This is a genomic window from Metapseudomonas boanensis, assembly GCF_018704125.1.
GTDB classification, from domain to species: Bacteria; Pseudomonadota; Gammaproteobacteria; order Pseudomonadales; family Pseudomonadaceae; genus Metapseudomonas; species Metapseudomonas boanensis.
Genome location: NZ_JAGTIS010000001.1, coordinates 48,276 through 74,155 on the forward strand (window position 1 = coordinate 48,276; position 25,880 = coordinate 74,155).

Annotated in this window: 20 protein-coding genes; 14 read left to right on the plus strand and 6 right to left on the minus strand. The window is 63.0% G+C overall.

Annotated features, from left to right (window positions below; translation table 11 throughout):
• Nucleotides 1-261: 261 nt before the first annotated feature.
• From J7302_RS00185 to J7302_RS00195, 3 genes are all read left to right on the plus strand, one after another.
• On the plus strand, nt 262-1,233 hold the full coding sequence (locus J7302_RS00185) for an agmatinase family protein (RefSeq protein ID WP_215368497.1): 972 nt from the start codon (nt 262-264) through the stop codon (nt 1,231-1,233).
• Between the two features lie 83 nt (nt 1,234-1,316).
• Nucleotides 1,317-2,780 (plus strand): APC family permease, encoded by a 1,464-nt coding sequence (locus tag J7302_RS00190; protein WP_215368500.1) that lies wholly within the window; start codon nt 1,317-1,319, stop codon nt 2,778-2,780.
• Between the two features lie 21 nt (nt 2,781-2,801).
• Nucleotides 2,802-3,875: a helix-turn-helix transcriptional regulator gene (locus J7302_RS00195; RefSeq protein ID WP_215368503.1), complete on the plus strand. Its 1,074-nt coding sequence runs from the start codon at nt 2,802-2,804 to the stop codon at nt 3,873-3,875.
• Here the strand turns inward: J7302_RS00195 and metR are convergent.
• Nucleotides 3,872-4,789 (minus strand): transcriptional regulator MetR, encoded by a 918-nt coding sequence (metR, locus tag J7302_RS00200; RefSeq protein WP_215368506.1) that lies wholly within the window; start codon nt 4,787-4,789, stop codon nt 3,872-3,874. The genes J7302_RS00195 and metR overlap by 4 nt on opposite strands.
• Before the next feature lie 110 nt (nt 4,790-4,899).
• Between metR and metE the strand changes: the two genes are divergently transcribed.
• Complete coding sequence (gene metE, locus J7302_RS00205) at nt 4,900-7,224, plus strand: 5-methyltetrahydropteroyltriglutamate--homocysteine S-methyltransferase (protein ID WP_215368510.1); 2,325 nt, start codon at nt 4,900-4,902, stop codon at nt 7,222-7,224.
• A gap of 127 nt (nt 7,225-7,351) precedes the next feature.
• Here metE and J7302_RS00210 read toward each other — a convergent pair whose 3' ends face one another.
• Nucleotides 7,352-8,257, minus strand: coding sequence for a LysR family transcriptional regulator (locus tag J7302_RS00210; RefSeq protein WP_215368512.1), 906 nt, complete (start codon nt 8,255-8,257; stop codon nt 7,352-7,354).
• 375 nt (nt 8,258-8,632) lie between these two features.
• Between J7302_RS00210 and J7302_RS00215 the strand changes: the two genes are divergently transcribed.
• The 5 genes from J7302_RS00215 to J7302_RS00235 all read left to right on the plus strand — a co-directional run bounded on the left by J7302_RS00215 (nt 8,633) and on the right by J7302_RS00235 (nt 14,734).
• A complete protein-coding gene (locus J7302_RS00215) occupies nt 8,633-10,141 on the plus strand; it encodes an aldehyde dehydrogenase family protein (protein ID WP_215368513.1) in 1,509 nt (502 codons plus the stop codon).
• A gap of 99 nt (nt 10,142-10,240) precedes the next feature.
• The gene (locus tag J7302_RS00220) at nt 10,241-10,414 is read left to right on the plus strand and encodes a hypothetical protein (RefSeq protein WP_215368516.1); all 174 of its coding nucleotides are present in this window, start codon (nt 10,241-10,243) and stop codon (nt 10,412-10,414) included.
• Nucleotides 10,415-10,417: 3 nt separating this feature from the next.
• Nucleotides 10,418-11,899, plus strand: coding sequence for a purine-cytosine permease family protein (locus J7302_RS00225; RefSeq protein WP_215368517.1), 1,482 nt, complete (start codon nt 10,418-10,420; stop codon nt 11,897-11,899).
• Entirely contained in the window at nt 11,892-13,577 is a 1,686-nt protein-coding gene (gene betA / locus J7302_RS00230; protein ID WP_215368518.1) for a choline dehydrogenase, read from the plus strand. Before J7302_RS00225 ends, betA begins: the two co-directional genes overlap by 8 nt.
• 164 nt (nt 13,578-13,741) lie before the next feature.
• The gene (locus J7302_RS00235) at nt 13,742-14,734 is read left to right on the plus strand and encodes an alpha/beta fold hydrolase (protein WP_215368527.1); all 993 of its coding nucleotides are present in this window, start codon (nt 13,742-13,744) and stop codon (nt 14,732-14,734) included.
• Between the two features lie 226 nt (nt 14,735-14,960).
• Here J7302_RS00235 and glpD read toward each other — a convergent pair whose 3' ends face one another.
• Nucleotides 14,961-16,496 (minus strand): glycerol-3-phosphate dehydrogenase, encoded by a 1,536-nt coding sequence (gene glpD / locus J7302_RS00240; protein WP_215368529.1) that lies wholly within the window; start codon nt 16,494-16,496, stop codon nt 14,961-14,963.
• Between the two features lie 137 nt (nt 16,497-16,633).
• Nucleotides 16,634-17,392 carry a DeoR/GlpR family DNA-binding transcription regulator gene (locus J7302_RS00245; protein ID WP_215368531.1) on the minus strand — a complete coding sequence of 253 codons (759 nt, stop codon included), beginning with the start codon at nt 17,390-17,392 and terminating at the stop codon, nt 16,634-16,636.
• Between the two features lie 115 nt (nt 17,393-17,507).
• On the opposite strand from J7302_RS00245, the gene ybaK reads away from it, so the two are divergent.
• The 3 genes from ybaK (at nt 17,508) to J7302_RS00260 (ending at nt 20,531) form a co-directional block, all read left to right on the plus strand.
• The gene (gene ybaK / locus J7302_RS00250) at nt 17,508-17,978 is read left to right on the plus strand and encodes a Cys-tRNA(Pro) deacylase (RefSeq protein WP_215368538.1); all 471 of its coding nucleotides are present in this window, start codon (nt 17,508-17,510) and stop codon (nt 17,976-17,978) included.
• A 28-nt stretch (nt 17,979-18,006) separates the two neighbouring features.
• Entirely contained in the window at nt 18,007-19,494 is a 1,488-nt protein-coding gene (gene glpK, locus J7302_RS00255) for a glycerol kinase GlpK (protein ID WP_215368539.1), read from the plus strand.
• Between the two features lie 254 nt (nt 19,495-19,748).
• Complete coding sequence (locus tag J7302_RS00260; protein WP_215368540.1) at nt 19,749-20,531, plus strand: PhzF family phenazine biosynthesis protein; 783 nt, start codon at nt 19,749-19,751, stop codon at nt 20,529-20,531.
• A gap of 49 nt (nt 20,532-20,580) precedes the next feature.
• Here the strand turns inward: J7302_RS00260 and J7302_RS00265 are convergent, their stop codons facing one another.
• Together J7302_RS00265 and argF are read right to left on the minus strand one after the other, a co-directional pair.
• A complete protein-coding gene (locus J7302_RS00265; protein WP_215368541.1) occupies nt 20,581-21,690 on the minus strand; it encodes an ABC transporter ATP-binding protein in 1,110 nt (369 codons plus the stop codon).
• A complete protein-coding gene (argF, locus tag J7302_RS00270; RefSeq protein ID WP_215368544.1) occupies nt 21,687-22,604 on the minus strand; it encodes an ornithine carbamoyltransferase in 918 nt (305 codons plus the stop codon). Before argF ends, J7302_RS00265 begins: the two co-directional genes overlap by 4 nt.
• A 587-nt stretch (nt 22,605-23,191) precedes the next feature.
• On the opposite strand from argF, the gene J7302_RS00275 reads away from it, so the two are divergent.
• Both J7302_RS00275 and J7302_RS00280 read left to right on the plus strand, forming a co-directional pair.
• Nucleotides 23,192-23,629: a hypothetical protein gene (locus J7302_RS00275; RefSeq protein WP_215368545.1), complete on the plus strand. Its 438-nt coding sequence runs from the start codon at nt 23,192-23,194 to the stop codon at nt 23,627-23,629.
• Nucleotides 23,630-23,765: 136 nt separating this feature from the next.
• On the plus strand, nt 23,766-25,874 hold the full coding sequence (locus tag J7302_RS00280; RefSeq protein ID WP_215368548.1) for a molybdopterin oxidoreductase family protein: 2,109 nt from the start codon (nt 23,766-23,768) through the stop codon (nt 25,872-25,874).
• Nucleotides 25,875-25,880: the final 6 nt, after the last annotated feature.

Here is a 25,880-nt window from a genome sequence, read left to right on the forward strand (position 1 = left end):
GTGAATGAATTCACCCTCACAAAAGCCGGCTGTTTGCTCGCCGCGCTGCGCTCACTCCTTCCACGTCTTTTCCTGTCCTGTCCAGACGCGTTTACTGCTACCTGGCACGGGGCGATCGCACCCGTTACACGGGCTGCTTCAGCCTTCTCCGATAGTGCCTTTCGGCACTATTGTCGCTCCAGGAGGGGAATCCCAAGATGGCTTCACGCGCCCCATGGTGGGTTGTGTCAAACCTCAACGGATTTCAACAAGGATAAGAACATGAGTGAGCCTGTAGTCGATCAAACGATGTGGGACGGTAGCCTGCATGTAAACCTTCCCGGCACCTTCCTCAATCGCGCCCGGGTCCAGCCCGATGCCCAAGCGCTTCGCCAGGCTGGCGCGAGTGCGGCTTTCGTGGGTTTTCCCTGGGATGGCACCTGCATCAGCCGCACCGGCACCAACTTCGGTCCGCGTGGCTTGCGTGAAGCCAGCGAGCAATTCCTGACCTACAACTTCCAGTCCGGTATGGATTTGGCCGACGAGTTCAACATCGTCGATTGCGGCGATGTCCCGATCGTGCCAGGCAACTCCGAACGCACCCAGTCTCGTGCCCAGGAGATGATCGCCGCTCTGCTGGAAGCCGATGTCATGCCAATTATTGGGGGCGGCGATCACTCCATCACCATCGGGCCGGTGCGGGCCTTCACGCAGAAATATCGCCGCTGCGGGATGATCCACTTCGACACCCACCTGGACACTGCCGAGGACGTCGGTGGTGAGACGCTCAACCATTGCTGCCCGATCGCCCGTGCGGTGGATGCCGGCATCGACCCGAAGAACATCGTCACCATCGGCCCGAGTGGCTGGATGAACCCCCGCTCGGAACTGGCCTATGTGCGTGACAAGGGCATCAACCTGTTCACCCTCGAGGACGTCTGGCGCCTCGGGGCGGAAGAGGTTGGCCGGCAGGCGGCCGAGTTGGCTTCAGCGGGAGTCGATGCGGTCTACCTGACCATCGATATCGACGTGATGGATGGCGCCTATGCCCCTGGCACCGGTGTCCCGACCCCCTGCGGCATGACGCCGCGAGAAATCCTCGGGATCATCGCGCAGTTCTCCCGGGCGCCGTTGCGCATGATCGATATCGCCGAGGTTTCTCCGCCCTGGGACCCTTCCGGGATCACCTCGCGCCTGGGCATGCGGATCCTGCTGGATGCCATGGCGGCAGCGGCGCTATCCCGTCGCCAGTGAATCCTCCGGCTCTGGCCCATCGGAGCCTTCATAACAACAAGACAGACCGGCATGGTGTTCACCATGCCGGCGGGAGCACAACCGTGGCTAGACATGCAGATGTGCAGGAAGGGGCCAACGGCCCAGACGAGGGAAAACTCCTGCGTGAACTGACCCTCTCTTCAACCTTCTCGCTGGCGTTCGCGTTCATCTCGCCGATCGTCGCGCTCTATTCTATTTTCGGCCTTGGCCTGGCTGATGTCGGCCCCGCATTCTGGTGGGGGCTGATAATCGCGATGGCGGGGCAATTTCTGGTTGCCCTGGTATTTGCGATGCTGGTGTCGCGCTTTCCCCTGGAGGGCAGCCTTTACCAATGGTCCAAGCACCTGATCGGGCCTCGCGATGGCTGGTTCGCTGGCTGGACTTACATCTGCACACTGACCATCACGATGGCGGCTGTGGCGCTAGGCGGGGCGAGCTTCCTGGCACAGCTGCTGGGGCTGGACCCGGAGTCCAGGCTGGTCAGCGTCTTTCTGGCGCTTGGCCTGATTGCGTTCGTCACTTGGGGCAATACCAGCGGTCGCAGGATGTTCGCAGCGATCGTCTGGCTTTGCATCGCGGCCGAGGTGATCGGTTCGGTAGGTGTCGGCGTGCTGTTGCTGGTCGAGTTCCAGGTCAATCCACTGAGTTACATCCTGCCGGGCGCGGACCTGTTCGACAGCGTGGGCACTGGCCTGGATGGCTTCTTCAGTTCCAAGGCCGCCTTGGCGATTGCCTATTGCGGTTGGGCCTTCCTCGGTTTTGAGAGTGCTGGGGCGGTGGCAGAGGAGGTCAAGCACCCCGAGCGCGCAGTACCGCGTGCGATGCTGCTGTGCATGGCTGCGGTCGGCAGTGTGGTGGCGTTCTCGTGTCTGAGCCTGATCCTGGCGATTCCGTCCTTGCCGATGGCGGACGGTACCGATCCTGTCGCGGGCATCCTGGTGCACCACCTCGGCCCGCTGGCCTATCGGGGAATGCTGGTGCTTTTCGTCATAGGTTTCCTGGCCTGCATGCTGGGCATCCAGGCCTCGGTCTCGCGAGTCATCTGGGCGTTCGGCCGTGATCGGCAATTGCCGCGTGCCGACTGGCTATGCCGTCTGTCCGGGAGCGACCAGTTGCCGGTCAATGCCATCCTGCTCACAGGGGCCTTGTCCACGACCCTGTTCCTGCTTTCGTTCACCAACCTTTATCCGATCCTGCTGAACTTCACCATTTCGGGCTTCTATATCGCTTTTGCGTTTCCCCTGGTCGCCGCGAGCCTGCATGTGCTGAATGGGCAATGGCGCAACGGTCCGTTCAGCCTGGGCCGGCTCAGCGCACCGCTGATCTGCGTGGCGACCGCCTGGGTGCTGTTCGAGACGCTGAATATTGCCTGGCCACGCTACCCGAACATTCCCTGGTATGAGAACTGGGCAGTGCTGCTAATGGTGAGTTTCCTCGGCGTCGTGGGCGGCTTGTTGCAGCTGCGCATGCGGCGTAACGTTGCGCCATTGACCGGGGCCGGGCTGCAGGCAGGACGCCCGTCCTAGGGCTTATTGGCGAGCAGGCGCATGACGACACCAGCGTGTATCAAGGGGGACGAGGTCGGAGCGGTTGCCCAGATCATCTCGGCGATCGGCAGCGAGTCCTTCTATGAACGCCTGGTCGGGCTACTGAGCGGATTGATCGATTGCGAGCGACGGCTGGTGGTCAAGTACAGCCGTTTCGCCGCCCCCGAGTTGCTGGTCAACGCGTCGCTGGACGCGGCGGCGATAGAAAACTACCTGAGCAGCCTGTATCGCCTGGACCCGCTGCTCAGGCTCGTCGAGAGCGGCAATGTGCCGGCGGTGACCTCATTCGATGAGATCCGCACCGTGGATCCGGCCAACGCCTTCTTCGATGAGATCTTCAAGTCCGGCGAGATTCTCGACGAACTGGCGATCCTGCTGCCCAGTCCCGGACATGCCTACATTGCCCTGTGCTTCGACCGCCAGGCGCGTTGCTTCACCACCACCGAGATGGCTTGGATGCGCCGGCTTTACCCGATCCTCGTCGACGCCCACGCCGCACATATCCGGTTCGCGATCCAGGGGCGCTTGGGTTCGCTCTTCGGTGATGGTCAGGTCGGGGTGGCGGTCGTTGCCCAAGACGGTGGGTTGGTCTATCGCAACACGAACTGGTCGAGGCTCTGTGGCGAATTGGCCGAGCAGCAACTCATCGACACCGCCCTGGCCATGCCGGAGCGCGCGCCGGTGCGGTTGGAGGAGCGCATCCTGCACTGGGAGATGTCGAGCATCGATCATGCGCAGATTCGCGCCTGCCGCATCATCTTTGCCGAGACTGGCAGTGCGGGCTACCTGAAGCGGGACGCCCAGGCACCCCTGCAGGGCTTTTACCAGCGCTACGAACTGAGCCCCCGCGAGTGCCAGATCGTAGAGAAGGTGATGCGCGGCTACTGCAACAGCAGCATCGCCAAGAAGCTGGGGCTGAGCCCGGGAACTGTGAAGAACTACAAGCAGCGGCTTTATTACAAGCTCGACATCACCAGTGAGCGGGAGATCTTCTCGCTGTTCATGCAGTACCTGTTCGAAGAGAGTGACCCGGTGGCTGCTCCCGCAGGCGCGGCGTCGGGCGATTTCTCCTAGCGCGCCGCACTCACCCCTTCCAGCGTGGCGAACGAGGTGTCCTTGGCGGTGAGCAGGAAGTCGCGCATGAAGGGCGCGTCCAGCATGTCAGAGCGGATGGCGGCGTAGAGCGTGGCGTAAAGACCTTTCTCGCCAAGGCGCTTGGCGGTCACGTAGCCGCGAGAGCTGTATTCGTGCAGCGCCCAGTTGGGCAGGCAGCAGACGCCACGACCGCTGGCCACCAGTTGCATCATCATCACCGTGAGTTCCGAGGTGCGCACCTGGGCGGGCTCGACGTCGGCGGGTTCGAGGAAGCGGGTGAAAATATCCAGTCGGTCGCGCTCCACTGGGTAGGTGATGAGGATTTCCGTGGCCAGGTCCTCCGGTACCACGTAGGCCTTGCCGGCCAGGCTATGCTGGTTGGCCACTGCCAGCAGCGCTTCGTAGGTGAACAGCGGTACGTAGGTGATGCCAGCCAGGTCAATCGGGTCGGAAGTCACCACCAGGTCGAGGTCGCCACGGGCCAGGGCCGGCAGTGGGGCGAAGGAGAAGCCTGAGGCCAGGTCCAGTTCCACTTCCGGCCAGGCATCGCGGAACTGGTCGATGGTCGGCATCAGCCACTGGAAGCAGCTGTGGCACTCGATGGCCATATGCAGCCGCCCGGCGGTGCCGCCAGCCAGGCGGGCAATATCGCGCTCGGCGCCGCGAAGCTGCGGCAGCACGCTGTCGGCCAGTTGCAGCAGGCGCAAGCCGGCGCTGGTGAAGCGCACGGGCTTGGTCTTGCGCACGAACAGTTGCATGCCGAGGCGTTCCTCCAGTTCCTTGAACTGGTGGGAGAGGGCGGACTGGGTGAGGTGCAGTCGCTCGGCGGCTTCCACCAGGCTGTCAGCCTCGCGCAGGGCGTGGAGGGTCTTGAGGTGGCGCAGTTCGAGCATTGGAGGTTCTCTATGAATAAAACTTGAGATCAACACGAATATGTTGAGTTTGTCTCAAGTGTCTGCCGCTGTCGACAATGGGCGCCATCACTTGCATGGAGTTTCAAGACATGGCCCTGTCCCATTCCCTCGGTTTCCCGCGCATCGGCCGTGACCGTGAACTGAAAAAAGCCCTGGAGGCCTTCTGGAAAGGCGAACTGGACGAGGCCGGCCTGCGCGCCGTGGGTCGCCAGCTGCGCGCCGAGCATTGGCAGTTGCAGAAGGATGCCGGTATCGATTTGCTGCCCGTGGGCGATTTCGCCTGGTACGACCAGGTGCTGACCCACTCGCTGACCTTCGGCGTGATCCCGGAGCGCTTCCGCCCGGACGCCGGCCAACCGAGCCTGCAGACCCTGTTCGCTATGGCCCGAGGTGGTGTTGGAAGGAAGAGCAGCAATAGCTGCTGTGGCGGTGCCCATCCGCAGCCCCTTCTCGCAGAGGAGCTGACCAAGTGGTTCGATACCAATTACCACTATCTGGTGCCGGAGTTTACGGCTGATCAGTCGTTCTCCCTGAGCTGGCAGCAATTGTTCGAAGAGGTCGAAGAGGCCCATGCGCTGGGCCACAAGGTCAAGCCGGTGCTGATCGGCCCGCTGACTTATCTCTGGCTGGGCAAAGCCAAGGGCCAGGTGTTCGACAAGCTGGACCTGCTGGAGCGCCTGCTGCCGGTGTATGGTGAAATCCTCCAGCGCCTGGCCGCCCTGGGCGTGGAGTGGGTGCAGATCGACGAGCCGATCCTGGTGCTGGACCTGCCGCAGGATTGGAAGAACGCCTTCGAGCGGGCCTACAATCTGCTGCAGCGCGAGCCGGTGAAGAAGCTGATCGCCACTTACTTCGGTGGCCTGGCGGACAACCTTGGCCTGGCCGCGAGCCTGCCGCTTGATGGCTTGCACATCGACCTGGTGCGCGCGCCCGAACAATATCCGACCATCCTGGATCGCCTGCCAGCCTACAAAGTGCTGTCCCTGGGCGTGGTCAATGGCCGCAACGTCTGGCGCTGCGACCTGGACAAGGCCCTGGCGGTGCTGCAACACGCTCACGACCGCCTGGGCGAGCGCCTCTGGGTGGCGCCGTCCTGCTCGCTGCTGCACAGCCCGGTGGACCTCGCTCGTGAAGACCAGCTGGACGCCGATCTGAAAGGTTGGCTGGCCTTTGCCGTGCAGAAGTGCGCGGAGGTGGCCGTGCTGGCCCGTGCCCTGGAACAGCCGGAGTCGCCCGAGGTGCTGGCGGCCCTGGCCGCGAGCCGTGCGGTGCAACAAGATCGCGCTGCCTCGCCGCGTATCCACAAGCCCGACGTGCAGGCCCGCGTCGCGGCCATCGGCCCGCAGGACAGCCAGCGGCCTTCGCCGTTCGCCGAGCGCATCGTCAAGCAGCGCGAGCGCCTGCAATTGCCGGCGTTCCCCACAACGACCATCGGCTCCTTCCCGCAGACCGCGGCGATCCGCCTGGCGCGTCAGGCGTTCAAACAGGGCAAGTTGTCGGAGGCTGAATACATCGAGGCCATGCACAGCGAAATTCGCCATGCGGTGGAGATCCAGGAGCAACTGGACCTGGACGTACTGGTGCATGGTGAAGCCGAGCGCAACGACATGGTCGAGTATTTCGCCGAACAACTGGACGGCTATGCCTTCACCCGCTTCGGCTGGGTGCAGAGCTACGGTTCCCGTTGCGTGAAACCAGCGGTCATCTATGGCGATCTGAGCCGTCCGAAGGCCATGACCGTCGAGTGGGTCCGCTATGCGCAAGGCCTTACCAGCAAGGTGATGAAGGGCATGCTGACGGGCCCGGTGACCATGCTGATGTGGTCCTTCCCGCGTGAAGACGTATCGCGCGAGGTGCAGGCGAAGCAACTGGCGCTGGCCATTCGTGACGAAGTAGTGGATCTGGAAGCCGCCGGCATCCCCATCGTGCAGATCGATGAAGCCGCCTTCCGTGAGGGCCTGCCGTTACGTCAGGAGCAGTGGAAGCATTACCTGGACTGGGCCACCGAGGCCTTCCGTCTCTGCGCCTCCGGCGTGCGGGACGAAACGCAGATCCACACCCACATGTGCTACAGCGAGTTCAACGATGTGGTCGAGTCCATCGCCGCCATGGATGCAGACGTGATCACCATCGAAACCTCGCGCTCGGACATGGAGTTGCTGGAGGCCTTCGAGGCCTTTGCCTACCCGAATGAGATCGGCCCGGGCGTCTACGACATCCATTCGCCACGCGTGCCGGATAGCGCCGAAATGGCCGGCCTGCTGCGCAAGGCGGCCGAGCGCATTCCCGCCGAACGGCTTTGGGTCAACCCTGATTGCGGCCTGAAGACCCGCGCCTGGCCGGAGACCGAGGCGGCGCTGGTGAACATGGTGGCGGCGGCGCGACAGTTGCGGGCGGAGTTCAACTGCCGGTGAGGGGGAGGGGCCGCGTTGCGGCCCTTTGCGAATGAACTGGATGCATCTCTTGTAGGAGCGAGCTTGCTCGCGAAAAGGTCGGGTTCGCGAGCAAGAACTCGGCGTCCCCCATGCTCCTGCAAGGCTCTCAGCCCCGCCGCGCGCTGCTCGCCAGGTCATCGAGAAACGCCTGGAGGATCGGTGGTGGCGCAAGGCCGCGTCGGGTGATGGCGTCGAAGGACGCCAAGGGGCGCAGGCGGTCGGGCAGGAGTGGGCGCATGTCGCCGGTTTCGACCCAGCGGGCGGCGAAGTGGCAGGGCAGGAAGCCGAGGTAGGCACCGGAAATGATCAGGATCGCCAGGGCTTCGATATTGTCCACGGTGGCTGCAGCCTTGCTGGCACCCACCAGCTCCAGGTCGCTTTGCTGCATGAAGCCACGGGCGACGATGCGTGAGGTGGCGATCTCTTCCAGCAGACGCTCAGGCCTGGCCTTGCTCGAATAGAGCGGATGGTGCCGGCCACAGTAGAGCCCAAGCGCCTCCTGGTACTGCGCTGAGTAGTTCAGGCCCGGCACGCGAAAGGGGAAGTGTCCGATGGCCAGGTGCAGACGGCCGTCGAGCACTCGTTCCTCCAGCTCGGACGGCGTGCCGACATAGACGCTCAGATGTACATCGTGCCCGCGCGAAACAAAACGCTGGGTGGTGGCAGGCAACGGCGAGTCCGGGTCGGTGATGGTGGTGTCGATGATGCCCAGGTTCAGGGTGCCGCTGATGTTCTGCTTGAGCACATCGGCGTCCATGCAGAAGGCCTCCACCGCCGACAGCAGGCGCTGTGCCGCCTCGTGGATCGCCACGCCCTGCTCGGTGAGGCGAAAGCCACTGCGCCCGCGCTGGCAGAGTTTGACCCCGAGGCGCGCCTCCAGTTGGCTCATCTGCTCGCTGATGGTGGACTGACCGACGTTGAGCGCGGCCTGGGCCGCGGAAAAGCCACCGCACTTGACGATAGTCTCGAAGACCCGGAGCAGTTTCAGGTCGACGTCATAGAGTTGGATCACCGCAACCTCCCGCCTTTTTTATTAATCGGAAATTGCCGATTTTTGTATCTGATATTTTGCATTTTACCCATGTGAAACTGGGGGCATAGTCGTGTCAACGGTGGCCCGATGCAAGGGCTGCCTCGCCGAATCCATAACAACAAATCGGAGGCGCATCATGGTGCCTTGGCATGGCGACACCACCTCTCCCCAATGCGGCCGCGTCGAACCCCGACCTGCCTGCAGCCCGCTGATTTGTGCGGCATTCCTGCCGACTCCCGATCTCCATTCACGCTTGATCCAACGCCAGTGATGGTCGATCCGACCCTATCTGGCGCGGGAGCGTCTGGCCTGACTTTTCCACCACTCGACGAGTGCACGACCAAGAGAATGACGATGGACACCACAATCAAAAGCTACCTGCAGCAGTACGGCGTATCCGAAGCCACTCAGCGTTTTCTTTCCAAACCCCAGAAGATGTTCATTGGCGGGGCCTGGCTGGAGGCTTCCGACGGCGGCACCGCCGAGGTGATCGAGCCTTCCACCGAGGGTGTGCTCGGGCGCATCCCGATGGGCACGGCGGATGATCTGGACCGCGCCGTGCAGGCTGCCCGCGCGCAGTTCGACGGTGGTGCCTGGCGTCTGCTCAAGCCGCTGGAGCGCGAGCGCCTGCTGCATCGCCTGGCCGACCTGATCGAGGCCAATGCCGACGAGCTGGCGGAAATCGAATCGATCGACATGGGCAAGTCCGTGGCCCAGGCACGCGCTGTGGATATCCAGGGCACTATCGACACCTTCCGCTACTTCGCTGGCTGGGCCAGCAAGATCCACGGTCGTACCGTCGAGCCGTCCCTGCCCGGCAACTATCTGGCCTATACGCGCAAGGAGCCGGTGGGCGTGGTCGGTGTCATCGTGCCGTGGAACTTCCCGCTGCAAACCATGGCCTGGAAACTCGGCGCGGCCCTGGCAGTTGGTTGCACCGTGGTGGTGAAGCCGGCGGAGCTGACCTCGCTGTCGGCCCTGCGCTTCGCGGAGCTGGTGCAGGAATCCGGCATTCCGGATGGCGTGGTGAACATCGTCACCGGGCGCGGTAGCGTGGTTGGCGCGGCCATGTCCAGCCATCCGGGGATCGACAAGCTGAGCTTCACCGGCTCGACCCCGGTCGGTTGCACCGTGGGCAAGGCCGCCCTGGACCAGATGAAGCGCCTGACTCTGGAACTGGGCGGCAAGTCGCCGGTCATTGTGTTTGCCGATGCTGACCTCAAAGCGGCTGCCCAGGCTGTGGCCAACGGGGTGTTCTTCAACTCCGGGCAGGTTTGCGATGCTGGCACCCGCGCCTATATCCACCGCAGCGTCTATGCCGAGTTCCTGCGTGAGCTGGCCGACTACACCGCCAGCCTGAAGATGGCGCCGGGCCTTGATGAGGACTGCTTCATCAGCCCACTGGTGTCGCGCCAGCAGCAGGAACGGGTGCAGGCCTACATCGAAACCGGCAAGTCCGAAGGTGCGGAGGTCTACTTCGGCGGAGAGGCTGTCGAGGGCCCGGGCTTCTTCGTCCAGCCGACCATCTTCGCCAACTGTCGCAATGACATGCGCATCGTCCAGGAAGAGATCTTCGGCCCGGTACTGGTGACGGCGCCGTTCGATGACGAAGAGGAAGTGGTGACGCTGGCCAACGATTCACCGTTCGGCCTCGCCGCGGCGATCTATTCCAACGATCTCGGTCGCGTACACAACCTGATTCCGCGCCTGCGCGCAGGCTCCGTGTATGTCAACGCGCACAGCACGATCGACCCGTCGATGCCCTTCGGCGGCTACAAGCAGTCGGGCTACGGCAAGGACCTCGGGTCGGAGCAGCTCGAATACCTGCTGGAAACCAAAGCGGTCTGGATCACACTGCCCTGAGGAGCAGGGCGGAAACCTGCACCGGCGCCCCGGCGTCGGTGCTCATTGGTCGGGATGCATCGAATTTCAATAACAAGAACCCTCTGAGGTGATGCCCAGATGAACAGCGAGCCCCACATTCAACGCGCGCAGGACTTGGAAAGACGCATACGTGTCTACGAGCAGATGGAGGAAAGCCATGACTGGCCGGGGGCGTTGAACGCCGTCGACTACACCGCAATGACCCTGATGACGCTGGTACTGGTCATCGGCTTCTATGTCTGGGGGTACTGAGCCATGGCCAATCACGAACCCGTCAACCACGCGCTGGAAGCGGAGCGGGGCGATACGCCTCTGCTGCCCTCGGAGCGGATGTGGGGCTTCTGGGAGTTCACCTACGCCAACTCGGCCCTGGCCATCGCCACCTGGGCGTTCCTCATCGGTGGCGCGACGGCTCTGTTCGTCGGACCCAAGGAGGGGATCGCTGCGATCGTCATCGGCAACATCCTCGGCGTGCTGCTGGCGACTTTCTCCACCTGCGTGCCGTGCGGCAAGTACGGGACGGAACAGTTCACTTTCCTGCGCAGCATGTTCGGTGGCAACGGCAGCCGCCTGGTCTATGTGCTGGCGGTGGTGTTCCTGACGATGGGCTGGCTGGCGGTGCTGGGGCTGATGTTCGGCCGTTCCATCGATGGGCTCACCGGGCTGCTTTCAGAACACAAGACCGATCCCAATGGCTGGATCGTGCTGGCTTCGGGCTTCTTCGCGATCCTGCTGACCGGCATAGTCGTGGCCAAAGGGCCGACTTCCATCAAGGTGTTCAACACCATCGTCGCGCCGGCGCTGATCGTGATCATGGGTGTGATGCTCTACATGATCCTCAGCAAGCATTCCTTCGCCGAGCTGATGGCGCTGCCTGCCCTGGATGCGCCCTTCGATGACAAGCGCGTCAACTTCATGATCGCCGTCGAGGTGAACATGGCGGCGGGTTTCTCCTGGTGGCCCTACATCGGCAACCTGGCGCGTCTGTCGAAGAACCAGCGTACGGCGTTCTGGCCGAACATCATTGGCATCTTCGCTGCGGCTTCCCTGGGTGAAGTAGTGGGCCTGCTGGCGGCATCCGCACTCGGCGATAGCGACCCAACGGTGTGGATGACGCACATCGGTGGCCTGACTTTCGGGGTGATCGCCCTGGGCTTCGTGGCCTTCGCCAACGTCACCAGCATGATCAACATCCTCTACACCTCCATCGTCGGCCTGCGCCAACTCGCCGGTCGGAAGCTGCGGGAGATGAGCTGGGAACTGCTGGTGGTGCTGTTCTGCATTACGCCGATGGCGATCGTGCTGTTCGCGCCGGGCATCTATGACGGGTTCTTCATCTTCCTGGTCTGGACCTCCGCGCTGAATAGCGCCCTGGCCGGCATCGGCATCGCGGACTACTTCTTCCTGCGTCGCCAGCGCCTGAACCTGCGCCACCTGTATGCGTCGGAAGGGGTTTCCCCGTTCCGCTTCTGGAAGGGTTTCAACCCCATCGCCCTGGTGGCGCTGGTGGCGGGCTTCGCCATCTACGTGGTGGTGTTCAACCCGCAGACCCTGGCCAATACCACCTTCTTCACCTTCGCCACTGCTTCACTGCCTTCTTGCCTGCTGGCGGGCCTGATCCACTACGGCCTGACCCGTGCCCTGGCAAGACAACTGGGCTGGGGAGCGTACCCAAAGCGTGATGACAGCAAGACCGAGGCACTGGGCCTCAATGCAAAGGGCTACAGCAATGAATAAGCGCTACGACTACATCATCATCGGTGCCGGTTCGGCCGGCTGTGTACTGGCCAGCCGTCTGACCGAGGATGCCGGCACCTCCGTTCTGGTCCTGGAGTTCGGCGGCAGCGACCGCAGCGTGCTGATCCAGATGCCCAGTGCCTTTTCGATCCCCATGAACACCAAGAAGTACAACTGGCGCTACGAAACCACGGCTGAACCCCATCTCGATGGCCGCCGCCTGCATTGCCCTCGTGGCAAGGTGCTCGGCGGTTCCTCGTCGATCAACGGTCTGGTCTACATCCGCGGCCACGCCTACGACTTCGATGAGTGGGAGTCGCTGGGGGCCAAGGGCTGGGGCTACCGGAACTGTTTGCCGTATTTCAAACGTGCCGAGAACTACAAGTTCGGCGGCGATGACTACCGCGGCGCGGACGGCCCGCTCAGCACCAATAACGGCAACAACATGCAGAACCCGCTATACGGCGCCTGGGTGGAAGCCGGCGCACAGGCTGGCTACATCAAGACCGACGATTGCAACGGTCATATGCAGGAAGGCTTCGGTGCCATGCACATGACGGTGAAGGACGGCGTGCGCTGGTCCACCGCTAATGCCTACCTGCGCCCGGCCATGCAGCGGCCGAACCTGACTGTGGTGACCCACGCCATGACCCGGCGCATCCTCCTCGACGGCAAACGGACCGTTGGTGTCGAGTATGACTGCGGTGGCCAGACTCACACCGTGTACTGCAACCGCGAGGTCCTGGTGTCGTCCGGGCCGATCGGCTCGCCGCACTTGCTGCAACGCTCCGGCATCGGCCCGGCGGCGGTCCTGAAAAAGGCCGGGATCGAGGTCAAGCACGACCTGCCGGGCGTGGGCGAGAATCTGCAGGATCACTCGGAAATCTACATCCAGTACGAATGCAAGGAGCCGGTGACCCTGAACAGCAAGATGGGTCTGTTCGCCAAGGCACTGATCGGCCTGCGCTGGCTGCTGTTCAAGGACGGCCTGGGCGCCAGCAACCATTTCGAGGCGGGTGGGTTCATCCGTTCAGAGAAGGGCCTGCGTTGGCCGGACATCCAGTTCCACTTCCTCCCTGCGGCGATGCGCTACGACGGTGACAAGCCGTTCAAGGGACATGGCTTCATGGTGCTGACCGGCCCGAACAAGCCGAAGAGTCGCGGTCATGTGCATGCGTTGTCGGCCGATCCCTACGAGCATCCGGAGATCCGCTTCAACTACCTGGAGAGCGAGGAAGATCGCGAGGGCTTCCGCCGCTGCGTGCGTCTGACCCGGGAGATCATCGGCCAGCCGGCCATGGACCGTTACCGTGGCGTAGAGCTGGCGCCCGGGCCGCAGGTGCAGACAGACGAGGAAATTGACGCCTTTGTCCGCGCCAACATGGAAAGCACCATGCATCCATGCGGCTCCTGCCGCATGGGGGAGGACGATATGGCGGTGGTCGACTCGGAGCTGCGTGTTCGGGGGCTGCAAGGCCTGCGGGTCATCGATTCGTCGGTGTTCCCCACCGAGCCCAACGGCAACCTCAACGCACCCACCATCATGCTGGCGGAGCGCGCCTCGGACCTGGTCCGTGGACGCCGCACGCTGCAGCCGGAGGATGTGCCCGTCGGTCTTGCGGCCAACTGGGAACACTCGCAGCGGACCAGCGCACCCAAGCGCCAGGTCGGAGTCTGAACCGTACCGGAAGGGCGCCGGCCAATCCTGGTACGGCCCCTTCCGTTGACCTCTGATGACCGTTCGGCACCCTTCATCAAACTGTCACGGAACTGTGTCAGTGCGAGCGCAAGGAATTCATCAGAATCGCACTCTACTGGGGTTTTGCGTTCTGGATTTCCGACATGCGTGTGCTGATCCTGCTCGTCGCGCTCATTTGCGGCCTGCCTTCCTTTGCGTCTGCTCGATGCGACGTGACCACTCCGACCGAGATCGTCGTCCTGGGCGAAGTGCGCCTGGCCTACCAGAGTGTGGGTAGCGCCCGGGACCCCGCGCTGCTGATGATCATGGGGCTGGGTGGCCAGCTGATCCATTGGCCCGATGAGGTGCTGGAGCGGCTCTGCGAGAGCGGCTTCCGGGTGATCCGTTTCGACAATCGCGACGTGGGGCTGTCGGCCTGGACCGGTTCGCCACCAGCGGCGAACCTGGCCTACGAAGTGCTGCGCTATCGCCTAGGCCTGCCAGTTGCTGCGCCTTACGGGCTGCGCGACATGGCCCGTGACTCCTTGCGCCTGCTGGATGCGCTGGGTATCGAGCAGGCGCATGTGCTGGGTGCCAGCATGGGCGGCATGATTGCCCAGCACGTGGCTGACCTTGCGCCGGAGCGCGTGCTCAGCCTGACCTTGGTGATGACCAGTTCCGGCGCCCAGGGCCTGCCGGCGCCAAGCCCGGCATTGTTGGAGCTACTGGCACGGCGCGAAGCACCGAACCGCGAGGTGGCCATCGAACAGCAGGCCGACCTGCTCGCCGCCCTTGGCAGCCCCGACGTGAGCGACGACCGTGTTTCACTGCGAGAGCAGGCCGCGCGTTCCTACGACCGGGCCTTCAACCCGGAAGGGGTGCAGCGGCAGTTGTTGGCCATCCTCGCCGAACCCAGCCGGGTAGAGTTGCTCAACCGCCTCAAGGTGCCGACCCTGGTCGTGCACGGAACTTCCGACCCGCTGCTGCCGGTGATGCATGGCGTGCATGTGGCGGCGCATATCAAGGGCTCGGAGCTGAAGCTGATTCCGGGCCTGGCGCACCGCTTTCAGGATGCGTTCAAGGAGCCTTTGCTGTCAGCTGTGCTGCCCCACCTGATGGCTCATCGTCAGCTTGATGGGCACTGGGCGCGGCTTTGAAAGGGCCGGATCAACGGCGCTGACCTTTATGAATGAATTCGCACCCACAACAAGCGGATTCCCAATTTGCTCGGATTGCTCTCTCTCCCTCTGGGAGAGGGCTGGGGCGAGGGAAGGCGGATTGACCTACGGTTCGTCAGTCCGATGGATCACGCTTCACCGATCCACCATCGTGGTTCGACTCAGCGCTTGCGGTTGATGTGAAAAGCGATGGCGACCGGTGCTCTCAGGCCGCATCCGCCCGCGGTCGACGCGGGTACTCATCGTTCAGGTACTGCGCCAGCCGCGCCTTCTGCCCGGCAGTCATGACCAGGCCGAGTTTGGTACGCCGCCAAAGGATGTCGTCGGCGCTGACGGCCCATTCTTCCTGACACAGGTAATCCACTTCGCGGGCATAAAGACCTGCTCCCAGATGCTCGCCGAGGTCCGCCTGTTCGTGAGCCCCGAGGAGCAGTTGCCAGGATCGGCTGCCATAGAGGCTGGCCCAGCGACGGAGGAGGCTGGTGGGTAGCCAGCCGAAGCGGGTGCCGAGGGCTTCGACCAGGGCGGCTCGGCTCTCCATGTTTTCCCCGCCAGGCAGGGGCGCCGTTTCCGTCCAGGGGGGCGTGGCATCTGGGAAGTAGGGCGCAAGCTGCAGTAACACGGCCTCGGCCAGCTTGCGGTAGGTGGTGAGCTTGCCGCCAAACACCGAAAGCAGCGGTGCTTCGCCTGGATGGACCGAAAGTGCCAGGGTGTAGTCGCGGGTCACCGCTGACGGGTCTGCGGACTCATCGTCACACAATGGCCGAACGCCCGAGTAGCTGTGGAGGATGTCGCGCTCGCTCAGTTGTTGCTTGAAGTGACGGTTGACCACATCCAGCAGGTAGTGGGTTTCCTCCGGTGTGATGGCCACCTTGGCCGGGTCGCCCCGGTATTCCCGGTCGGTGGTGCCGATCAGGGTGAAACGCTCCAGATAGGGGATGGCGAAGACAATGCGCCGGTCCTCGTTTTGCAGGATGTAGGCCTCTTCGCCGTCATGCAGGCGCGGCACCACGATGTGGCTGCCCTGGATCAGTCGAATGCCGTAGGGCGCTTTTTGCCTGAGGTCGTCCTCGATGAAACGGGTGACCCAGGGACCTGCGGCATTGACCAGGGCGTGCGCGCGGATGGACAGCAGGCTGCCGTCGGCGCGCTCCAGATGGATATGCCAGAGACCCTTGCTGCGCCGGGCGCTGATGCAACGGGTTCGGGTGTGGATGTGCGCGCCATGCTCCCGTGCGGCCATGGCGTTGAGTACCACCAGCCGCGCATCGTCGACCCAGCAGTCGGAGTACTCGAAGCCCCGACTGATATTGGCGTGCAAGGGGCTGCCGGCACCGAATCGCAAGGCTCGGGAGGCTGGCAATTTCCTGCGTTTGCCAAGGTGGTCATAAAGGAACAGGCCGACGCGGATCATCCAGGCTGGCCGCAGGTGTGGGCGGTGCGGAAGCACGAAGCGCAATGGTTTGACGATATGCGGTGCCTTGGCCATCAGTACTTCGCGTTCGGCCAGGGCCTCGCGTACCAGGCGAAATTCGTGGTGCTCCAAATAGCGAAGCCCACCATGGATCAGTTTGCTGCTGGCGGAAGAGGTGTGTTCGGCGAGGTCGTGCTGTTCGCAAAGGAATACCGACAGCCCACGACCCGCAGCATCGGCGGCGATGCCGACACCATTGATGCCACCGCCCACAATGGCCAGGTCATAGACTTCAGCAATGGGCGAAAAGGAGTGATTGTGGTTCATGGCGCGACACCGAGTCGGAAATGAACGTTCAATGTTCGTTTCCGAAAAAAGACTAGCCGAGCTCTCATGTCTTGACCAGCCCGCTGTACCCGTCGACGCCGGACGGTCATGAAAGATTCATCGGTGGTGAGCCCGTGTCAGACTCGCTCGAGCTGGACCTTGTTCTCTGCCATCAGGCGAGCCAGGGCAGGGGAGGGGTGGTGGTCGGTGAACAAGCGATCCACCAGCGAAATGGGGCCCAGGCGCACGACGGCGTTGCGCCCGAACTTGCTGGAGTCAGCAGCAAGGAACACCTGGCGAGCGTTGTCGATGATGGCCTGGGAGACGCGCACCTCCTGGTAGTCAAAGTCCAGCAGACTGCCGTCTTCATCGATGCCACTGATGCCGACCAGCGCGTAATCCACCTTGAACTGTTGGATGAAGTCCACGGCGGCTTGGCCGACGATCCCCCCGTCGCTGCGTACCGTGCCGCCGGCTACCAACACCTCGAAGTCCGACTTGTCACTGAGTTGGGCGGCCACATGCAGGTTGTTGGTGATGACCTTGAGGCCCTTGTGGCCCAGCAGCGCCCGGGCGATGGCCTCGGTGGTGGTGCCGATGTTGATGAACAGCGAAGCGTGGTCGGGGATATGGGCGGCCACAGCTTCGGCGATGCGCTGCTTCTCTTCGCGCATTTGTCCGGCACGCATTACGTAGGCGGTGTTCTGGATGCTCGAGGCTTCGCTTGCCGCCCCACCGTGGGTGCGACGCAGCAGGCCGCGTTCGGCCAACTGGTTGATATCGCGGCGGATGGTCTGTGGCGTCACGGCGAACGCTTGGACCAGTTCGTCGATGCTGACGTAGCCTCGATCACGGGCCAGGTCGAGGATATCTTGCTGGCGTGGGCCAAGGTTCATACGCTCTCCCGGTTCTCGCTCTGGCTGGCTGCGCGGCATTATAGCGATGGGCTGTGAAGCCACCGATTTTCCGCTAAGGTACGTCAAATCTGTAGCAGGATTTTCACAATCGAACATGACTCCCGCCATCGATCTGCTGAAGAAAGCCAAGGCTGAGCACAAGGTGCACAGTTATACCCATGACCCCAAGGCCCCGTCCTATGGACTGGAGGCTGCGGAAAAGCTCAACCTCGACCCGGCGCGGGTATTCAAGACCCTGCTTGCCGCCACCGAGAAAGGCGAGTTGCTGGTCGCTGTAGTGCCGGTGGCCGGGAGCCTGGACCTCAAGGCGCTGGCCCATGCCGCCGGTGCGAAGAAAGCCGAGATGGCCGACCCTAACCAGGCACAGCGCACCACCGGTTACCTGGTGGGTGGCATCAGCCCGCTGGGGCAGAAAAAGCGCCTGCGGACCTTCATCGACGTTTCCGCCAAGCAGTTTCCGAGCATTCATGTCAGCGCCGGCCGACGCGGCCTGGAACTGGAACTCAGTTCAGAGACCCTGGCGATCTACACCCAGGGCCAGTTCGCCGCCATCGGCCGCGAATGACTCACCCCTCATAACTAGGAAGGTCTCCATGGCCCATTACCTGCTCGCCATCGACCAGGGCACCACCAGCAGCCGCGCCATCGTTTTCAGCGCCCAGGGCCTGCCGGTGGCACGTGCCCAGCAGGAGTTCAAGCAGTACTTCCCGAAGGATGGCTGGGTGGAGCATGACGGTGAGGAAATCTGGTTGACTACCCTCAAGGTCTGTCGCGAGGCCATTGAGCAGAGCGGGTTGAACCCCGCCGATATCGCCGCTATCGGAATCACCAACCAACGCGAGACCACCCTCGTATGGGATGCCGTGACCGGCACGCCGATCCATCCGGCCATCGTCTGGCAGGACCGCCGAACGGCGGATTACTGCACGGAGCTCAAGGCTGCCGGGCATGAAGCGGACGTCGCTGCGAGGACCGGATTGCTCATCGACCCCTACTTTTCCGCCACCAAGCTGCGTTGGGTATTGCAGAATGTGCCCGGTGCCCGCGAGCGCGCCGAGCGCGGCGAGCTGCGTTTCGGCACAGTGGACTCCTTCCTGCTCTGGCGCCTGACCGGCGGCAACGTGCATCGCACTGATGCCACCAACGCGTCGCGTACGTTGCTGTTCAATATCCACAGCCAGGAGTGGGACCTAGAGTTGCTGCGACTCTTCGAGATTCCCGTCAGCCTGATGCCGGAAGTGCTGGACTGCGCCGCCGAGTTCGGCCACACGGATCCGGCGCTGCTCGGTGCCAGCATCCCGGTGCGGGGCATGGCGGGCGACCAGCAGGCCGCACTGATAGGCCAGGCATGCTTCGAAGCGGGTATGGTGAAGAGCACCTACGGCACCGGCTGTTTCATGATTCAGAACACCGGCGAAAGGCCTGTGGCCTCGCGTAACCGCTTGCTGACCACCGTCGGCTACCGCCTGGACGGCAAGGTCACCTACGCGGTGGAGGGCAGCATCTTCGTCGCTGGGGCTGCGGTGCAGTGGTTGCGCGACGGGATCAAACTGATCAGCCATGCCCGTGACAGCGAGGCCCTGGCCGAGCAGACCGGTGATGCCTGCGGCGTCTACCTGGTGCCGGCCTTCACCGGCCTCGGTGCGCCCTACTGGGACCCGCGCGCACGGGGCGCCATTTTCGGCCTGACCCGTGATACCGGCATCAAGGAAATCGTCACCGCAGGCTTGCAGTCGGTCTGCTATCAGACCCGCGATCTGCTTGAAGCGATGCGCCAGGATGGCGCCGCCGCGCCCAGCGCCCTGCGCGTGGATGGGGGCATGGTGGAGAACAACTGGGTCATGCAGTTTCTCGCGGACATCCTCGGGGTCTCGGTCGAGCGTCCGGAAGTGACCGAAACCACTGCCTTGGGTGTGGCCTACCTCGCAGGGTTACAAGCCGGTCTCTACCAAGACCTGGACGAAGTTGCTGGCCATTGGCATCGGCAGCACCGATTCTCGCCACGCATGGCGGACACCCATCGGCAGAAGCTCTACGATGGCTGGCTGGATGCCGTGCAGCGAGTGCGCAGCGGCGGTTGAGGGTGAAGCGATGGACCGGGCGACGAGCAGTGGCTGTCGGGCAGAGGTGTTTCCGGGAAGCCGCCCTCTGGCTGGCGCTGGGCACCTCTACCGAAGTGCCCGTCTCGCGGCGTTGTTCGAGGCGGGCTTGAAATGCAGGCAGCAGTCAGGCCGGCTGGACTAAGCTGTTTTGCTCGGAAAAGGCACAGACTGTACGGCAGCTGGCCGGGCATGCTCTGACATGATTGGCCGCACACTATCGAGGAGCTGTGACCATGAAGCTCGAATTTCATCAGATCGACGCGTTTACCCAGCGCCCCTTTGCCGGCAACCCGGCCGTGGTCTATCGCCTGGACGCTTGGCTGGACGATGCGCTGATGCAGCGAATCGCCGCCGAACACAACCTTTCCGAAACCGCCTTCCTGGTCAAGGAAGGCGCCGTGTGGCGAATCCGCTGGTTCACCCCGAAAGCCGAGGTGCCACTCTGTGGTCACGCTACCCTGGCCAGCGCCCACGCGTTGTTCGAGGTGTACCAGGAGCCGGGCGAGCGCCTGGAGTTCATCAGCAAGTCGGGCGAGCTGCGGGTTAGCCGTGAGGAGGAGGGGCGTCTGGCCCTGGATTTCCCTGCGCAGGTGCCTCATCCCGTCGCGGTGACCGTAGAGCTGGAGCATGCGCTGGGCATGGCACCGGTGGCAGCCCTTGGCGCCAACCTGCTGATGGTGGTGCTGGAATCGGAACAGGCTGTGCGTGAATGCACGCCGGATTTCAAGGCCTTGTCGAAGTTGCCCTGGCAGGGCGTGATCGTGACAGCGGCGGGTATGAAGCACGATTTCGTGTCGCGCTTCTTTGCACCTGTGATCGGCATTGACGAAGATCCGGTGACGGGCGCAGCCCATTGCAGCCTGATCCCCTACTGGGCCGAGCGCCTGGGCAAACGCCTGCTGCGTGCGGAGCAGTGCTCGGCACGCGGCGGAGAACTCTGGTGCCGTCTGGATGATGAACGGGTGAGCATTGCCGGTCACTCGGTGCTGGTGGCCAGTGGTCGACTCTGGATCTAGCCGAAGTGGAGTGGGAGACCGGGGCCGCACTGATGCGGCCCTGTGCGTTTCAGACCGCGCTGCTGAAGCGACGGACGCCGGATTCCGAGGGTGAGAAGTGTGCGGCAACGCTGCCTGGCGCGGGAAACACCACCAGATGGTCAGCGGCTACGCGAATGCCAACGTCCTGGCCCGGCAGGTGGTCGGCATGACTGGGGAAGATCGCTTCCAGTTGGCTGCCGGTCGGTAGCTGCAGACGATACAGGGTCGCAGCGCCCAGGAATGTCTTGCCGATGATGCGTGCCTTCAGCTCGCTTTCAGGGGCCGGCACGATATCGTCCGGGCGGAGCAACACGTCCACGGCACAGCCTTGCGGCAGCGTGTAGGCACGGTTACCGCGGATCACCCCAAGTTCGGTTTGCACCGCATCCGCTGAGACCAGTTGGCCGCGAATGAAGTAGCCCTGGCCGACAAAGCTGGCGACAAAGGGCGTGAGCGGCTCGTGGTAAAGGTTGAATGGCGTATCCCATTGCTCGAGGCGGCCGGCGTTGAACACGCCGACATGGTCGCTGACGGCGAAGGCTTCTTCCTGGTCGTGGGTGACCAAAATGGCACTGGTGCCGCGGGCCTTGAGGATGTCACGCACCTCATGGCTCAGCCGCCGACGCAGTTCGCCGTCGAGGTTGGAGAAGGGCTCGTCGAGCAGCAGCAAACGGGGCTCCGGGGCCAGGGCTCGGGCCAGCGAGACACGCTGCTGCTGGCCGCCGGACAATTCGTGCGGATAGCGCTGGGCCAATTGATGCAGTTTCACCAGCTCGAGCAATTCCCCGACCTGTTTGTCGCAATTCGGCTGCTTTCGAATGCCAAACGCAACGTTCTCGGCCACTGTCAGGTGAGGGAATAGGGCATAGTCCTGGAACACCATGCCGATTCGACGCTTTTCCGGCGCAAGGGTGAACCCCGCGCGCGAGATGATTTGGTCGGCGAGCTGGATCTCGCCTTCCAGCACCGGCTCGAAGCCAGCGATGGCGCGCAGGGTGGTGGTTTTGCCGCAGCCTGACGGGCCAAGCAGGCAGCCGATATCGCCGGCGTTGAGGTGCAGGTTGAGTCCCTGCACCACGTGCTGTTCCTGATAGCCGCAACTGAGGTTGCGCAAACTGAGCAGCAGTTCGTGATTCATGCGCTATGGGTATGTTCGACCAGCATTTCGAGCAGGGCTTTCTGCGCATGCAGTCGGTTTTCCGCCTGGTCCCAGGCCACCGACCGAGGATCGTCCAGCAAGTCGACGCTGATTTCCTCGCCCCGATGCGCCGGCAGGCAGTGCATGAACAGCACGTCTTTGGCGGCCAGGTCGAGCAGGGCCTTGTTGACCTGGAAAGGCGCGAACAGGGCCAGGCGCTGAGCAGCTTCTTCTTCCTGGCCCATGGAGGTCCAGACGTCGGTGCTCACCAAGTGGGCTCCGGCGACGGCTTCACGCGGGTCGCGGACGACCTTGACGCGATCACCAGCCTGGGCAAGGAGGGCCGGGCTCGGATCGTAGCCTTCGGGGCAGGCGACCCGGAGCTGGAAGTCGAACTGGATGGCCGCCTCGATGTAGGTGTTGCACATATTGTTGCCATCGCCGATCCAGGCAACGGTCTTGCCCTGGATGCTGCCACGGTGCTCCAGGAAGGTCTGCATGTCCGCCAGCAACTGGCAGGGGTGCAGATCGTCAGAGAGGCCGTTGATCACCGGCACTCGGGAATGGGCGGCGAACTCGGTGAGCTTGCTGTGGGCGAAGGTGCGGATCATCACCGCATCGAGCATGCGGGACATGACGATGGCGCAGTCGCTGATCGGCTCGCCACGGCCCAGTTGAGTGTCGCGGGGCGAGAGGAAAATCGCCTGGCCGCCCAGCTGGATCATCCCGGCTTCGAACGAAAGGCGAGTCCGGGTCGAGGCCTTCTCGAAGATCATGCCCAGCACACGGCTCTTGAGGGGCTCATAGCGCACACCTCGATTGCGCAGATCTTTAAGTTCTGTGCCTCGACGAATCAGGCTGTTCAGCTCCTGGGGAGTGCAGTCCATCAGGGAGAGAAAATGCCTAGCGCTCATGGTTACTACCTTTCTTATATGCCACTGGCCGCGTGTCCTGGCCGGGTGATGCGGATAAAAGCAGACGGGACGGCGGATAAACGCCGGAACGATTTTGGGGGAAGGCGCGATCTTATAAGGAAATGTCGCACCATGCCAACAAGAGGCGCATGAGGCGCGGCTTTGCGGGGTGTTGCGGGATTTCCTGAACCGATTTCGTACCAACTTCCTGTTTCCAGCCTCTGCATTTCGGTCAAGTCCGACGTGGAGTTGAACTATTTCGCATTGGCGCAAAGCAGCATTTGTACACCGGCCCGAAGCGCCTTGGCAATCGAGTGAAATGCTGCTGATCACATAGGCGCTTATATGGGACTGACCGTGGTGGGCGAAATGGGGGGCGGCAAATCGGCTGGAAGCCCGTGGAGGTAACGAGGGGGCCGATAGAGACGTTTCCGGATGGGATTTCGGAATCCATGAACTGATGCTGCGCGGCTCGCGTTGCTAGGGTACCGCGTCCCCCAAAACCGGGCTGGTTCCGGGGACGCGGCATCCGTGCAGGGATATCCAGCGGAGCCGTCCATAAATGCAATCGATCCATGGAGATATCGATGAAGAAGTTCCTTATGCCCGCCGCCCTGGTTGCTGCAATCGCGTCCTTCACCGGCTGCAGCAGCTACAACGTCAGTCAACCGACCTCGCCGTTGAATGGCAGCGTCGAAACCGACCTGAAGGCAGATGTTACGGTGGGTGAGGCAATCACCGGTCAGTCCCAGGTGAACATCCTGTTCAGCTTCCTGCAGTTTGGCGGTGACTCCGAGTTCGCCGACGGCGTTGCCTACGGCGGCGGTGCTTCGGGTGGCCTGCCCTTCGGGCCGGATCCGATTGCCTCGGTCAAGTCCGCTGCGGCTTACAAGGCAGTGAAGTCCTCGGGAGCCGACCTGATCGTTGCACCTCGCTATGAGATCAGCGTTCAGGACTATTTCGTGTTCAAGAAAGTCAGCGCCAAGGTGACCGGTAACAAGGGCACCATCAAGTCGATCCGCTAAGGCGACAGACGAATCGGCAGGCGTGATGCCTGCCGATTCATGAAGCTGGCCCTGCTGGCGAACTACGTCAGTAGCCTCCATAGTCTTTTTCTCACGACCCGACCGGTCGTCTGGACCAAGATCACGAGGCCTGGCCATGACCAAGACCCTTCACCACCGTGCGTGCCATCTCTGCGAGGCCATCTGCGGCCTGACCATTGAGACTGAAGACCAGCCAGGCGGAAGCCGTCGCATCCTCTCCATCAAGGGGGATGCTCAGGACAGCTTCAGTCGTGGCCATATCTGCCCCAAGGCCGTGGCCCTGCAGGACATCCAGAATGACCCCGACCGCATTCGTCAGCCCATGCTCCGCGCTGGCAGCGAATGGCTGCCCATCGAGTGGGATGAGGCCTTTGCCCTGGCGGCCGAGCGCCTGGCCGATATTCAGTCGCGTCATGGCAACAACGCTGTAGCTGTCTACCAGGGCAACCCCAGCGTCCACAACTATGGGTTGATGACGCACAGTAACTATTTCCTCGGCCTCTTGAAGACGCGCAGTCGATTCTCGGCCACCTCCGTGGATCAGTTGCCCCATCACCTGACCAGCTTGCAGATGTATGGCCACGGTCTGTTGATCCCGATTCCTGACATCGACCATACCCAGTTCATGCTGATTCTGGGCGGCAATCCCTTGGCGTCCAACGGCAGCATCATGACCGTGCCCGATGTGGAAAAGCGCCTCAAGGCGCTGCAAGCACGGGGCGGCAAGCTGGTGGTGGTGGACCCGCGTCGGAGCGAGACTGCCGCGATGGCCGACCAGCACCTGTTTGTTCGGCCGGGCCAGGACGCAGCGCTGCTCTTTGGGCTGCTCAATACCCTTTTCGAGGAAAATCTGGGGCGCACCAGCCATCTGCCGACAGAGGGGCTGGAGGTGGTGCGCAAGTCCATCGCCGCGTTTACGCCCGAAGCCATGGAGCGGCGTTGCGGGATTCCAGCGCAGCAGATTCGTCAGCTGGCCCGAGAGTTTGCCGCCGCCGACAGTGCGGTCTGCTATGGCCGCATGGGTGTGTCCACCCAGGTTTTTGGCAGTCTTTGCCAGTGGCTGATCCAGTTGATCAACCTGGTGACCGGGAACCTCGACCGTGTAGGCGGGGCCTTGTGCACGGAACCCGCCGTGGATCTGGTGGCCAGCACTTCAGGAGGGCACTTCAACCGCTGGCAGAGCCGGGTATCCGGCTTGCCCGAATACGGAGGCGAGCTGCCGGTGGCGGCCCTTGCGGAAGAGATGCTGACGCCTGGCGAGGGGCAGATTCGTGCGCTGGTCACGGTCGCCGGCAACCCCGTGCTGTCCACGCCAAACGGGCGGCAGCTCGAACAGGCCCTCGACGGGTTGGAGTTCATGGTCAGCATTGACCTCTACATCAACGAAACCACGCGGTACGCCGACCTGATCCTCCCGCCGACGGCGCCGCTGGAGCACGAGCACTACGACACCACGTTCAATGTCTTCGCTGTGCGCAACGTCACCCGCTTCAATGAGGCGGTGCTGGCCAAACCGGTGGGCGCTCTTCATGACTGGGAGATATTCGTCGGACTGGCCAAGGCCTTCGCGGCGAAAACAGGGGCCGCGCTCAAGCCCACGTTAGCTCCGGAGCAGATGATCGACCTGGGGCTGCGGGCTGGTGCCTATGGCGATAGGTCCGAGCTCGGACTTTCGCTGGCGCGCTTGCGCGACTATCCACATGGGATCGACCTTGGTCCGCTGAAGGCCAACCTCGGCGGGCGGCTGAAAACAACTGCTGGCAAGGTTGAAGCAGCACCGATGATTTTCCTCGATGACCTCCAGCGCTTTTCTGCTCAGGAGATACCGAAGGAGGGCGAACTGGTCCTGATCGGACGCCGCCATGTCCGCAGCAACAACTCCTGGATGCACAACTACCACCGCCTGGTTAAGGGCAAACCGAGGCACCAGTTGCTGATGAATCCTCGGGATCTGGAGTCTCGTGGCCTGGTCGACGGACAGCGAGTGCGGGTGCGATCACGCGTTGGCACGATCGAGGTCGAGGTGGGCGCCAGCGACGACATGATGCTGGGCGTCGTCAGTCTGCCTCACGGTTGGGGCCATGCGCGGCCCGGTGTGCGCATGGCGATTGCCAGCGAACAGCCCGGGGCCAGCGCCAACGACCTGACCGACGAGCGCCAGCTGGACGCCATCTCGGGGAACGCGGCACTCAATGGCGTGCCGGTTGAAGTCGTGGCTGCGTGAGATGAG

Coding starts and splice junctions, on each gene's coding strand:
- J7302_RS00185 (WP_215368497.1), top strand. CDS start 262: ATGAGTGAGCCTGTAGTCGATCAAACGATGTGGGACGGTAGCCTGCAT.
- J7302_RS00195 (WP_215368503.1), top strand. CDS start 2,802: ATGACGACACCAGCGTGTATCAAGGGGGACGAGGTCGGAGCGGTTGCC.
- metR (WP_215368506.1), bottom strand. CDS start 4,789: ATGCTCGAACTGCGCCACCTCAAGACCCTCCACGCCCTGCGCGAGGCT.
- metE (WP_215368510.1), top strand. CDS start 4,900: ATGGCCCTGTCCCATTCCCTCGGTTTCCCGCGCATCGGCCGTGACCGT.
- J7302_RS00215 (WP_215368513.1), top strand. CDS start 8,633: ATGGACACCACAATCAAAAGCTACCTGCAGCAGTACGGCGTATCCGAA.
- J7302_RS00220 (WP_215368516.1), top strand. CDS start 10,241: ATGAACAGCGAGCCCCACATTCAACGCGCGCAGGACTTGGAAAGACGC.
- J7302_RS00225 (WP_215368517.1), top strand. CDS start 10,418: ATGGCCAATCACGAACCCGTCAACCACGCGCTGGAAGCGGAGCGGGGC.
- betA (WP_215368518.1), top strand. CDS start 11,892: ATGAATAAGCGCTACGACTACATCATCATCGGTGCCGGTTCGGCCGGC.
- J7302_RS00235 (WP_215368527.1), top strand. CDS start 13,742: ATGCGTGTGCTGATCCTGCTCGTCGCGCTCATTTGCGGCCTGCCTTCC.
- glpD (WP_215368529.1), bottom strand. CDS start 16,496: ATGAACCACAATCACTCCTTTTCGCCCATTGCTGAAGTCTATGACCTG.
- J7302_RS00245 (WP_215368531.1), bottom strand. CDS start 17,392: ATGAACCTTGGCCCACGCCAGCAAGATATCCTCGACCTGGCCCGTGAT.
- ybaK (WP_215368538.1), top strand. CDS start 17,508: ATGACTCCCGCCATCGATCTGCTGAAGAAAGCCAAGGCTGAGCACAAG.
- glpK (WP_215368539.1), top strand. CDS start 18,007: ATGGCCCATTACCTGCTCGCCATCGACCAGGGCACCACCAGCAGCCGC.
- J7302_RS00260 (WP_215368540.1), top strand. CDS start 19,749: ATGAAGCTCGAATTTCATCAGATCGACGCGTTTACCCAGCGCCCCTTT.
- J7302_RS00265 (WP_215368541.1), bottom strand. CDS start 21,690: ATGAATCACGAACTGCTGCTCAGTTTGCGCAACCTCAGTTGCGGCTAT.
- argF (WP_215368544.1), bottom strand. CDS start 22,604: ATGAGCGCTAGGCATTTTCTCTCCCTGATGGACTGCACTCCCCAGGAG.
- J7302_RS00275 (WP_215368545.1), top strand. CDS start 23,192: ATGAAGAAGTTCCTTATGCCCGCCGCCCTGGTTGCTGCAATCGCGTCC.
- J7302_RS00280 (WP_215368548.1), top strand. CDS start 23,766: ATGACCAAGACCCTTCACCACCGTGCGTGCCATCTCTGCGAGGCCATC.